At 71.3% G+C, this 11,943-nt stretch carries 10 protein-coding genes; all 10 read right to left on the reverse strand.

The features are described from left to right. Positions 1 to 10 precede the first annotated feature (10 nt). Genes M4V62_RS39535 through M4V62_RS39580 form a run of 10 tightly spaced genes read right to left on the reverse strand, consistent with a single transcriptional unit; the run spans position 11 to position 11,706 of the window. A complete protein-coding gene (locus tag M4V62_RS39535; protein WP_249592014.1) occupies positions 11 to 2,128 on the reverse strand; it encodes a hypothetical protein in 2,118 nt (705 codons plus the stop codon). Next, a complete protein-coding gene (locus M4V62_RS39540; protein WP_249592015.1) occupies positions 2,125 to 5,607 on the reverse strand; it encodes a putative baseplate assembly protein in 3,483 nt (1,160 codons plus the stop codon). Before M4V62_RS39540 ends, M4V62_RS39535 begins: the two co-directional genes overlap by 4 nt. Next, positions 5,604 to 8,120: a putative baseplate assembly protein gene (locus tag M4V62_RS39545; protein ID WP_249592016.1), complete on the reverse strand. Its 2,517-nt coding sequence runs from the start codon at positions 8,118 to 8,120 to the stop codon at positions 5,604 to 5,606. The genes M4V62_RS39540 and M4V62_RS39545 overlap by 4 nt, the downstream gene beginning before the upstream one ends. Next, a complete protein-coding gene (locus tag M4V62_RS39550; protein ID WP_249592017.1) occupies positions 8,117 to 8,482 on the reverse strand; it encodes a GPW/gp25 family protein in 366 nt (121 codons plus the stop codon). Before M4V62_RS39550 ends, M4V62_RS39545 begins: the two co-directional genes overlap by 4 nt. After that, positions 8,482 to 8,808 (reverse strand): hypothetical protein, encoded by a 327-nt coding sequence (locus M4V62_RS39555; RefSeq protein ID WP_249592018.1) that lies wholly within the window; start codon positions 8,806 to 8,808, stop codon positions 8,482 to 8,484. The genes M4V62_RS39550 and M4V62_RS39555 overlap by 1 nt, the downstream gene beginning before the upstream one ends. Beyond that, the gene (locus tag M4V62_RS39560; RefSeq protein WP_249592019.1) at positions 8,808 to 9,311 is read right to left on the reverse strand and encodes a phage baseplate assembly protein V; all 504 of its coding nucleotides are present in this window, start codon (positions 9,309 to 9,311) and stop codon (positions 8,808 to 8,810) included. Before M4V62_RS39560 ends, M4V62_RS39555 begins: the two co-directional genes overlap by 1 nt. 30 nt (positions 9,312 to 9,341) lie before the next feature. Then, positions 9,342 to 10,451 (reverse strand): phage late control D family protein, encoded by a 1,110-nt coding sequence (locus M4V62_RS39565; protein WP_249592020.1) that lies wholly within the window; start codon positions 10,449 to 10,451, stop codon positions 9,342 to 9,344. A gap of 16 nt (positions 10,452 to 10,467) precedes the next feature. Beyond that, positions 10,468 to 10,764 carry a LysM peptidoglycan-binding domain-containing protein gene (locus tag M4V62_RS39570; protein ID WP_249592021.1) on the reverse strand — a complete coding sequence of 99 codons (297 nt, stop codon included), beginning with the start codon at positions 10,762 to 10,764 and terminating at the stop codon, positions 10,468 to 10,470. Positions 10,765 to 10,792: 28 nt separating this feature from the next. Further along, positions 10,793 to 11,461, reverse strand: coding sequence for a hypothetical protein (locus tag M4V62_RS39575; protein WP_249592022.1), 669 nt, complete (start codon positions 11,459 to 11,461; stop codon positions 10,793 to 10,795). Beyond that, a complete protein-coding gene (locus tag M4V62_RS39580; RefSeq protein WP_249592023.1) occupies positions 11,458 to 11,706 on the reverse strand; it encodes a hypothetical protein in 249 nt (82 codons plus the stop codon). Before M4V62_RS39580 ends, M4V62_RS39575 begins: the two co-directional genes overlap by 4 nt. Positions 11,707 to 11,943 lie beyond the last annotated feature (237 nt).

An 11,943-nucleotide genomic window follows, 5' to 3' on the forward strand; every position in this document is an offset into this window, starting at 1 on the left:
TGAGTGCCTCCTAATCGGCGTCGATGACACCGGCGTCGCTGCCCGACGGCGTGTACTCGGCAAGCCCGGAACGCAGATTCGCTGCCCTCTGCGGCTGGTACAGGTCATGGAAGACACCCATCTCGGAGCCGTCATCGGCGCCTTGGGTGATCTCTTCGGCGCAGGTCGCGGAGAGCCTGCCGTACGCCGGTGTTCCGTAGCGGGTGCTGTCGAAGGCGGGACGTACGCGCAGTCGCTCGCGCTCCCGATCCGGCTCGGCGGTCACGGCATCCACGAGGTCCGGCTGGCAGCCGTGGCGGCGCGGGGTCCGTGAACCGGGCGCGACGTAGCAGAAGCGCACGCAGCCGAACTGGCGGCGTGCCACCTCGATGCGGCCGTCGAAGACACTGTTCTCGGCGAGTTCCAGGCTGTGCGCACAGACCTCGCCGATGACGGTCGCCCGATGCAGCGTGAGCACGGCCTGGGCGACACCGCCGCCGAGGGCGCACAGCGCGGAGCGCTCGTGGGAGGTGGCGTCCACGATCGTGTCGGCGATCCGGATGGGCTCGGGGTCCCGCCGGGCGGCGTCGTGGGCGACAGCGACGGAGCCGGTGATGCTGTGCTCGATCACCACCCGTGCGTCGGTGTCGATCAGCATCAGGCTCGGCCTGGCCGGGCGGTGAGGGCGGCAGTCGGCATCGAGGCCCCAGCCCGGGACCAGTGTGCAGTGCCGGATCGTCACGTCGGCCAGCCCGCCGTCGGCGCGCACCGCACCGCCGCAGATGAGCAGGCCGTCGAGGGTGACGCTGCTGCCCGCCTCGCCGGAGAAGCGCAGGGCGTCGGGGCCGGTCCTGTGGTCGGGCAGGCGCAGGACGGGGCGGCAGCGGTTGGCCGCCCGCAGTTGGAGGCTGTGCCCTGCCGCGAGGCGGATCGACCGTGGGGTGATGTCGTAGACCCCGCTGTCCGTGATCTCGATGACGGCGTGCTCCGGCTGCCGGTCCAGCTGGCCCGCGTCCTGCCACGGCGCGAGCCGCCGCTGCAACTCCTGTTGTCCGCTCGCGCGGTAGGTGACGCTGCCGGGCCGCTGCGACAGCGGCCGGTCGTATTCACCGCCACCGACGTCGGCACTGAAGCCGTACCGGTAGGAGACGGTCACGCCTGCGTCGGCCGCCTTGAGGAGGTCGCGCGGAAAGAGAATGCGGCCGAGGCTCGGGTCGACGGCGACGGTCCGTCCGCGGGGGCGGTAGCTCCATGACGACAAATCCGCGGCGCTGATGTCCTCGACCGGAACCGCAACCGGAGCCGACGGGTCCCCGAGGAGGATCTCGAAGCTCCTGCCCGGGCCGTACTGGTCCGCAGGGCGCCGGGCGAGGGCCCTGCGGCGGAGGACGGCGGGGAAGCGGAGTTCATCCCGCGTGTCCGCGCCGTGCGCAGGGCCGGAGAACAGCGGGGTGTCGTTGCCGAGGACGCTGAACGTGTAGCGGTGCGGATCCTCGTCCTCCAGGCACAGCGCGGGTGTCCGGCTCACGGGGTAGGAGCGCAGCCGCCAGACGAAGACACCGGTGCTCGAAATGTTGTGGCGCCCCGCGGTCCGGTGCGAGTCGGGCCTGCGTACGTCCACGGTGTGCGCGAGGGTGTCGAAGGGGCCGTCGAGCAGGTCGAGCGCCTCACCGCGGCGCAGATCGGCGGTGCGGCCCTGGCGGAGCCGGTGGCGCAGGCGTACGTCGCCGGTGCCGAGCAGGCGCACCGGCTGGGTGACCGACAGGAGGCGGTAGAACTCCACTGCTCTGGCGGGGAGTTCGGCCAGGTCCGTCGCCAGCGACTCCAGGAGCGCCAGGGTTCCTTTGCGGCGGCGGTCGCGCACGACATGGGCGACCGCGCGGCGGGGGAAGAGGAACTCCGTCGTCACCGCGTTCGCGGGGCCGGTGGCGGAGGGCGCCGGGCGGTACCCGACGAGGTCGCCGATGTAGGGGACCGCCCACTCCTGGCAGGTCTCGATGAACCAGTTCTCGTACATCCGGGCCATGTCCTCGTCGAGCAGCCCGACCTGTTCCTCCACCACACTCAGCAACGCGCGCAGCGGTTCACCCTGTTGGGCGTCGCGGCCGCGATAGTCGGCGGGCAGAAGTTCGTAGAGGCGGTCGGTCATGGCGTGTGCTCCGTGAGGATCAGGGTGTCCGGGATCCGGGGGTCGAGGACCGCGAGCTGGGCGGGGCGGACGCGGCGTGCCGGATCGGTGGCGGAACGGTCGGTGCGGGCGGGCCGAGCGGCGACGCGCTGCCGCCGCCGCAGCAAGCCGTACAGACCGTCGTCGCGGGCGAGGGACGCGAAGAGATCTGCCTCGTCGACGGCCGTGAACGTGTCGATGTCGACGAAGTCGACGCCCTCCACGCCCTGGATCACCTTGAGCGCCTCGCTGAGCAGGGCGTCCTGGCCAAGTGCGCGACGCTCGAAGCCGAAGGCCCCCAACAGGGCCGACCTGACACGGGGTTCGACCGACTCCCATCGGTGGTCCTGCGCCACCCGCACCCGTCCGCCGACGACGAGAGCGAGCTGTTCGCGCACGGCCAGCTGCACCGGAAGATGCGGATCGCCGAACCGGTGGAAGGCCCTCAGGAGGCCGGAGTACAGGTCCGACGACGGGGCGATCGGGATGTCGTCGACGCCCGCCAGCGTGACATGGACCAGCTGTCGACGCCCGTCCGAGAGCCGTACGGCCGCTGCCTTGCCGATCCCGGCGAACGTCCGGGCGAAGTCCTCGTGGTCGCGCACCGAGACGAGGCGATCCAGTGCCGTCACCCCCAACGGGGCGTTGTGCCTGGTCTGTTCGCGCCCGTCCGGCTCGGCGCCGCCGGTCGCGGGCACCGGGTTGACGACCTCGCGCACGCCCAGGGGCCGTGTGGACAGCAGGCTGATCCGGCCCGTCGGCGCGTTGCCCGAGCGGCCGATGCCGGTGCGGTAGACGGCGGTCACGTTCTCCGTCCCGGTGGGCAGGCGCGCACCGTGACGGCCGTCGCCGAACAGGACGGTCGTGCGCCGTTCGTCGTCCGTGGCCGTGCTGTAGCTGTGGTCGGTGGGTGTCGCGTCGGCCGGACTCCCGGTTTCGTGCCACAGGACCTCACCGACGCGAACCCGCAGCGTGTTCTCTGTTCCCGAGGGCGTCGCGGCGGCGACGAACGTCAACGGACCGTGGCGCAGCCCGAACCGCTGGCCCGCGGCGGAGGCGTCACCGCTGCCGAGCACCTCCGTACGGGTCTCCCCGTGCGAGGCGTCGGCGACGTTGCCGTAGATCTTCGCGGTGTCGCGCCGATAGCAGTACGCGAGCGGGCCCGCGAGCCGGAGCACGCTGTGGGTGGTCTCGCCGGGCAGGTCGTCCCTGGCCACCTGCTCGACCCCGGAGAGCATCGCCACCTCGGCCGCCGGGAGCCCGGTCACGCCAGGGACGTCGGTGCGTTCACCGGACACGACGACACGGCGTCCCGGCTCCAAACCCTCGTACACGCCGTCCAGTTCGATCCGGTCGCCGCAGATCGCCTCGGCGACCGGATCGAGGGGCGCCTGCGCACGGGGGAGCGGTTCACTGAGGGCATGGACGGTCGTTCCGCGGACGAGGGGATAGGAGTTCTCGTCCCGGCGCAGCCATTCCCTGTCCAGTTCCAGCTGCGTACCGGCCGCGCTGATGCCGTAATCGGCCCTGGTGACCTCACGCACCTGCACTACACGAGCGATCACCGGGTTGCCATGGCCCATTCGGAGCCCCGGCTTGTCCACCGCGACCCAACTGCCGGGCAGGATCTGCGGATACGAGGCATCGAGGGTGAGCGTTCGCGGCTGCTCGCGGAGCGGGAACTCCGCCTGGATCTCGCCGCTGACCGTGAGATCGGGCGGTTCGCCGACCGCACCGCCCGCACCGACCGCACCGATCACGCCGCCCGGCACCTCGCGCACCACGGTTGTGGGATCGCTCCCGGCACAGACCACTCTCAGAGGCGCCGAGGGGCGCAGATGCGCCGTCAACGTCACCCGGCGCTGCTTGAGTACGACGACCGCGACGGGGGCAGGGCCCAGCTCCCCGAACCCCGACAGCGTGGTCTCGATCGTCTCGGCGGCGGCGTCGAACCGCGTGACGGTGGTGGTGCCGGTGGCCGCCCTGACGGCGATGGTGTGCCCGGCGACAGTGACGTGGAAGGTGATGAGTGCCTCGCTGCCGTGTGTCGGAGGGAAGGAGACGGCGAATGCCTCGGCCGCGCGAGGGGGAGCGTTGTGTCCGAACAGCCTGGCCCGCGTCCGCAGCGCGTACACCTGGTCCGTCGGCTGCGGCGTACGCGGCAGGTTCCGCCACGCCGCGTAGAGGACCGGGCCCAGGTCCGGTCGCACGGCCGCAAGCAAGCGGGGCACGGTGTCACCGGTCGCGGCGTAGGTGTCGCGGGGGCTGCGTGGCATGCGGCGCGCGTCGGCAGGCGGTACGGAGGCGGGTTTGCCGAGGGCGTCCGCGAGTTGGGCCAGGCCGCCGAAGCCCGGGAGCCGTGTCGGACGGCTTTCGAGTTCGGTCACGAGCGATTCGAGCGGGGGGAGCAGGCTCGCGAACCGTGCCCGCAGATGGACGGCTTTCCGGTGGCGGAGCGCCACGGCCTGCCTCTCCCGCAGCACCGGAAGGAGCTGCCGCTCAAGGAGGACATGGAGATCGGCGAGGGCGACCGGGTGATCGAGCCGGGATCGCACGCGCCGCAGCAGCACGGCGGTCTCCCGCCAGGCCTCGCCGGGCCGTGCGCCCGCTGGGAGGGTGAGCGCGTCGTCGATGATCCGGCACAGCCGGTCGACGGGCCCGCCGCTGGCGGAACTGGCGATGGCGGAAGCGGCGCTGGCGGAAGCGGCGAACACCCGCCCCCAGGGCGTCACTTCGACCGCTGTGCGGTCGGCCGCCGAATCCGTCACCACCGTCGCGACTCGGAAGGCCGACTCCTCGCCCTCCGCCAGAACCACGAGCAGTGCGTCATTGGCTTCAAGGCCCGTCCGGGTGCCCGCCAGATACACCGTCGGCAGACGCTTGCCGGGTTCGGGGTCCTTCGGGTCCGGGATCAGGTCGGACCTCAGCGCCTGGGGACGGGTCAGGCGGGGCCCCAGCAGATTCCACTCGGCGCGAGCGGGCAGTGCGTTCGTGGTTTCGTACGGCTGCGGAAGCTCTCCAGGAGCGGGCATGCTCTGCGCGCGGGTGCCGGGCGGGATCTCCCCCCTGTAGCCGTTCTCGAGGGTGAACGCCAGGAACACGCTCGCCGCGACGCCGGGCCGTGGCCGGTGACCGACGAGAGCGGCGAGCTCCGCGACCGACCGCCACTCCGTCGCCGTCCGCAGATAGCCCTCGTTGGCGATCCGCTCCTGGTAGAAGGTCAGGACGTCGGCCACCACGGCCCAGGCGTCGAGGAAGGCGACGGCAGGGTCGTCGAGGTCCCGGGTGTGCAGGTCGGGCAGCCGCTCGGCCAGCCGCGAGCGCATGGTCTCGAAGAACGAGGCGTGGGTGCCGATGCGGTGGACGAGGGCGTCGAGTCCCGGCTGGTTGGTCGTGTCGACCCGGGCCGGGCCAGTGGGAGCGCAGCATCCACAACGTCCGTAACAGCATGGGGAGTTCATCGACCGCCTCGCAGTATCAGCAGCAGTTGGCCCTGTTCCGGCGCGGCGGGATCGTTGTCGAGCCGGGCGACCTCGCCCGGGCCGATCCGCAGGACGCCGTCGCAGAGTTCACCGTTGGGCCCGGCGAACAGCCGCTCCAGTTTGGTCACTTCGGCGCTCGCGACGCCCGGCACCGTCAGCGCCGCGGCGGTGAGCCGGCTCACCGAAACGCCCTGCCCGAAGGTCAGGTTGTCCGGATGGAAGAACCCGCGGCGCCCTCCGGAAAGCCCCCGATTCCCGAGAGCGTCCAGGAGTGCCGCCCGGACCCGCCCCTGGACGAACCCCGGCTCCACACAGACGCACAGTCCGACGTCGAGCGGCACATAGGCGGCCGGGGCGACGACAAGGTCGTGGCCGATCCGCCGGTAGCGGCGCAGTCTGCGCTCCACCTGTCGCAGCAGCTCCTCGTCCGGCTGCGCGAGGCCCAGCGGATCGATCGTGGTGAGCACCTCGTACCAACTGCCCGTCCACCGGAACGTGGCCGCCGCCCGCTGCACTCGTGCGGGGCCCGCGTCGTCGCCGCGGGCCGCCAGCATCGCGTAGTCGTCCTCGGTGATCGCCCGCTCGATCCGGGTGCGGAAGGCCACCGGCGCAAGTGACTTGACGTCGTCCAGCGTCTCCGGGAGCTGTCCCCCGGCTGCCGGAAGCGGGTTGCCGGGCCTGATGCCCCCGGTGTCACCGCTGCCGTCGCGCAGCAGCAGCCTGGAGATGGATCCGGCGCCCACGTTGCCCGCCGGTCCATTGCCGACGCGGTAATCCGCCACCAGACGGGTCCCCGCTTCCGGGCGCCACCCGAGGCGGCCGTCCCCGAACCGCAGATGCGCGCGCCCCTCGTTGTCGGTCTCGACGACGAACTCCCGCGCCCCGGGACCGCTGTCCAACAGATCGGGGCGAGGAGCCCACCGCGAACCGCCCGGCGGCGCCGCGCCCCCGCGCTGAGCGAGGCTGATCTGCGGCAACGCGCGACGGGGATCCTGCACCGCGAGGCGGGAGGCGGGCGCGTCAGGGACGTACGGCTCGCGATGGGTGAGCGGGAGCTGCCGCAGTGAGGGGGTGAACGGCCTTGCCACGACGGCTGTTTCGGCGGGCCGTCCCTCGCCGAGGCAGCTCATGGGTGTCTCCTCGGCGGCCACCGTGCCGAGCGGCTCGCGGTGGACCGTCCGCCCGTGGTCGGCCGCCACGACATTGCCCCGCGCCATGCTGATGTCCGTGATGAGCGCGCACTGAGGCGCCCTGCCGACCGCCGACAGACACAGCGGAAAGGGCAGGGCGTCCTCCTCGGCCCACTCGATCTCGACGACGGGAGCGCCGGGCGGCTCGGAGTACGGATCCACGCCGCTCGCGTCGACGGAGGTGAGCCGGACGGCGTGTCGACGGGACCGGTCGGCATCCTGCGGCTCCCCGCTGCACGACCCCTTGACCTCCTCGAGGATCAGCACATCGCTCACGCGCAGGGCGAGCCGGCGCCCGCGGTCGAGGAGCGTTGCCGCGGTCGCTCCGGCGGGCAGCACACAGTCGCGGTTCCCCCAGGTGTGGAAGGGAATGAGGTTGTGGCCGCGCCGGAGTTGGACGGGGCCGTCGCCGAGCGGCTCGAAGACCTCGTACCCGCCGAACGGCAGCCGCTGGAGATCGTCGGGTGTGAGGACGGCGGGAAGCCCCTGCAGCGACCCGTGCACGGCGAGGAACTGCACCTGCCCGGGATCGAGGACCCGGTCGGCGTCCGTCTCCAGCGCGACGAACACGCGCGCGTTGCACCCCTCGTGCACGGTGTAATCGACCAGCTTGGCGTGCCGGCGCACGGAGACGCGCTGCCGGGCGGTCGCGAGGTAGGCCTCGGTGGCGACGGCGTCCTGGTGGTAGCTGAGGTGGTCGCCGACGTAGGCGAGCAGTTCCGTGAGGACGATCCCGAGGTCGGGGACGTGCCGCTCCTGCCAATCGGGCAGCACGAGCGAGAGCCGGTCCAGGATCAGCCGCCGGAAGCTCGCGTAGTCCTTGGCCAGGTAGTCGATCTCAGGCTCCGAGGGGAGCGGCTCGTCGCAGACCGGCTCGGTCTTGCAGTCCAGACCGCCGAACGGGCCTTCGAGACAGTTGGCCTTGAAGCTGAACTCCAGCCGCGCGTACCGGGGATCGAGCCCCGGCAGGGGCCGGTCGGTGGGCCTGCCCCGCTCGTCGGCCACGACGAGGCGCAAGGTGTACGTCGAGTAGTCGCCGGGAGCGGTCACGCGGACGACCATGCAGTCGTCCGCGCCGGGGCCCTCGGCGCGCCGGACGTCGACGTCGTCCACCTGGACGGCCAGGGCGCCGGGTCGGTGGTCGATGCGTACGGTGTCCCGGGCGATCCCCTCCGGGGCCCTGCCCAAGAAGAGGACGGTCAGGGTGAGCTGGTCCTCACTGACCTCGATCCGGTCGAGCCCGTTGACCCGGGGGTGCTTCCTGCGCTGCTCGTCGCGGCACTCAAGGGGGCGACCCGTCATGGCACACCGCCCTGGACGAGAGTCTCCTGCCAGACCTCGCCAGTGGCCCGTACCGCGTACTGAAGAACGACCCGCAGCGCCGCGTCCTCCGCCGTCACCTCCAGCGACCGCACTTCGATGAGGTCTCCCAGCCACTGCTGCAGACCGGCCTGGACCGTGAATTCGAGCGCGGTCGCCAGCTCCGGGCTGTTCGGCTCGAAGACCTTGCGGAGCAGACCGCTTCCGAAGTCCGGCCGGTTGACCCGCTCCCCGGGACTCGTGAACAGGAACTGCTCGATCAGGTCGCGGAGATGACCCTCGTCCGTGGTGTCCGCGGTACGGCCGCGCGCGTCGACGCGGAAGGGATGATCGATGTGCCGCATCAGGCCCCCTTGACGCGTTGCTGGGTCGAGATCACACTCAGCCCCGTCCCGGTCGGCGCACAGGTCGCGGCACTGCCGTCGAGAAGCACCGGCAGGCCCGTGGACTTCACCCGGGTCGCGCCGGAGGTCCACTGCGCCGTGACGCACGGTCCGTTGCCCGTGGTGGGACGCGGCGCCTTGCAGTCGGGCGAGACGCTGTACGACGTCGGCTGGGTGACGACGGCCTGCCCCGCGACCTTGACGCGCGGGCTCGACCCGGTCGGCTGGGCGCCGCCGGTGTGCGCGCACTGGACGGTGGCGCCGGAGTGCAGCAGGAACCCGGCCATCACGTCACCTCAAGACCGTCGCGATTGACGGTCACCTTGTTGTCGGTGAGCTGGATCACGCCCTTCTTCCCGGCGTTGATCTCGATGCCGTTCTGGTCGATGGTGATCTTCAGCCCCTTGGCCGTCACGATGGTGATGCCGGGTGCGTTCGGGGAGTCGTCCAGCGTGACGGTCCCTGCCGGGGTCTTCAGCACCTTCATCTCCGGTCTGGCGGCCGGGAGTTGATTGGCCGCCCAGAAGCAGCCGCTCCACACGGGGTAGTGCGGATCGCCGTGCTCGAACTCGATCCAGACGAACGCGTCGACCGGAGGAGTGAGATAGAGACCGAGGCCGTTGGCCGCGTACGGCACCGCGGGCAGGGCCCAAGGACTCTTGTCCTCGCCGTACACGTCGACGACTTTGGCGCGGATGCGGCCCTGTGGATCGCTCGTGCCGTCCTGGAGGCAGTTGTCCGTGACGACGCCCCGGTACTTGCCGTAGTAGGCGGGCCCGTCTGCGCTCATGGCGTTCCCCCGATCATGGCGATCCCCCGTTCATGACAGCCCCACCCGGGTGGACAGGGCGCCGAGCCCCTCCCGCGTGAGGACGAAGCTCTGCCGATAGCTGCCGCGCTCGATGAGGTGGCTGACCTCCTGCACGTAGTAGCCGCCGTCATGGCTCTGCCCCGCGCCCCGCACCTCCACCGAACGGCGCGGACGCAGCACCCTCCCGTACCGCACGGCGTCGAGCTCGCCCCGGCCGGTCACGGCGTCTGCCGCGTCGCTCGACATCGCCATCGCGCGCATTACTGCCTGGACCGGGTCGAGATGGGCCGCGTCGCGGGCGGTCACCTTGCGCAGCGCGGCGGTCGGGCGGCCGCTGAGGGCGGCCAGCGGACTGGCGGGCAGCGGGATGGTGATCGACAGCCCTGTCCGCGGCTCCAGGATCGTGACCTGGGGAGTGGCCGGGCCTGCCGCGTCGAAGCCGAACGTGATCGGCCCCTCGACATTCGCGTCCGGCCCCATGCCCACGGACAGCGGCGGCTGACCACCCGGGCCGCGCGGCTCCGGCCCCCAGTAGGCGGTGCTCACGCCTGGCAGCCGGGTCGGCTCCAGGAAGAAGACGAACCCGTTGCGGCGGGCGAGCCGGCGTACGTAATCGAGGTCGGTGCCCTGCTGGTTCGGAATCCGCATGGATTCGGTGGGCCTGTCGTCCGTGGCCGTGACCTCGGGCCGCAGGCCGTACCCCGTCACGATCTTCTCGACGATCTCGGCATCGCTCTGCCCCGGATAACTGGCGCTCCGCTCCTCCAGGGCGAGCTCGAAACTCAGGTCGTCACCGGTGACGACGAGCCGCGATGCTCCGGGCCGGTCGCTCGGCACCACCTGGTGATCGGTGACGATGCCGTTGATGAGCACGTCGAAAGTGGCCCCCATGGCGACGGCGACACTGACCCGGGCCGGTGGGTCGAAGTACCCGCCCCGCAGCAGCCCGTAGTCGACGGCCGAGTCCTTGCCCAGCGCGAACGTCAGCCGGAACGCGTCCTGCTGCCGACCGGATGACCACACCTGCACCCCGATCAGCGCGTCCACGACCTCGTACGGCGCCGGCAGCACGACCGTCGGCCCCATCAGCAACTGCATCCGTACGCCGGTGCCCGCCATCACAGACCGCCCTCCATCACAGGCCTCCCCGCGGAACCGGCACGACCAGCCGCCGCCCGGTCACCGCCGTCAGCTCGACCGGCCGCATGGCGCCGTTCGCGTCGCAGAGCTGCCAGAACTGCTCCGGGTCGCCGAGGTACCGCGCCGTGATGTTGTCGAGCCGCTCGCCCTGCGCGACCGTGTGTTCCGTGGCGACCGCGGTCGGCGGACCGGCAGGCAGGAAGCGACGGCGAACGTAGACGGTGTCGCGCCCGCCGGGCAGCGTCAGGCGGGCGGTGTCGATGCCGCGGTAGCGGCTGGTCACCGAGAACATGACGAGGCCCCCAGAAGATGTGATCGATTCAAACGTTCTTGAGGAAGGGCGCGAGATTCTGCGCGGCGCGTGTCACGTTCGCCGTCGCGCTGATCTCCTTGGCGATCTGGTGCGCGAGGAAGAGCGTGTAGCCCGGGTCGGAGCGCTTCAGGTCGGAGTAGCTGAGGACGTCGAGGGTCAGATCGACCTTGGCGAGAAGGGGGTTGAGGGCCGTGTCGTACGCCTCCTCGGTGATCGTGAACCCGGAAAGACGGACCGGCAGCACGCGCTGCGGCCCCCAGACGAACACGGTCAGCGGGGCCTGCGGAGGAATGATCTCGGTGAACCCGAGCTCGGCGAGGACGGTGTTGGCGACCACGACCGCGCTCTTCGGATAGAGCAGCATCTCCAGCGCCGACAGCGTCGGCGATATACCGGAGGCCGTCGCGAGCGGATCCGCCTTCTCCAGCTGATCCGCCGCGTCGATCTCGACATTGAGCGTGATGGTCTCCCGCGGCGCCCCGGTCAGCCGGAACGGCTCGGCACGTGCACCCGCCGCGTCGCCACCGGTACCGCCGCGCGTGGTACGCGCATCGAGGCGGCGCGTCATCCGCTCCGGGTTGTACTGGAAGACGATCACGCTCGCGAGCGGGTTCGCGGGGTCCATGCCGATGAGCGCGCCCTTCAAGAGGCGTGGGGAGCGAGGAAAGGCGCTCATGAGGCCTCCTTGCGGGGCGCGCGTTGCTGGATGGTCGCGGCGATGTGGTGGGCGATGGCCGGCACGGCTACCCCGGGTGGCAGGGCGGCGCTGAGCGGCCGGGCCAGCTGCGACTCGATCTCCTTGGCCAACTCGGCTTGACCGGAAGGGCCGTCCGGCAGGCGGTCCAGTACGAGACGGCGGATACGGAGGCTGATCTCCGGCACGTTGCCTTCGGGTTCCTTGCTCTCTGGGCTCTCTGGCACGGTCCTCACCTCAGTTCCCTGCGCGTTCGCGACGTCGGTTGAGGTAGTCGGTCATGGTCATCACCGGGGGCGGGGAGGAGGCGGGGGGTGCGGGAGTCGGTGCGGGAGTCGAGGTGGTGGGACGTAGCTCGATGTGGTCGATGGTGACGTTGATGGAGGGGGGTTGAGGTGGTTGGGGTGGCGCGGCAGGTGCCGTCGGCTGAGCGGCGTACGCGGCGGCGGAGGGTGTGACGGCCG

It is taken from the genome of Streptomyces durmitorensis, from assembly GCF_023498005.1.
Lineage (GTDB): Bacteria > Actinomycetota > Actinomycetes > Streptomycetales > Streptomycetaceae > Streptomyces > Streptomyces durmitorensis.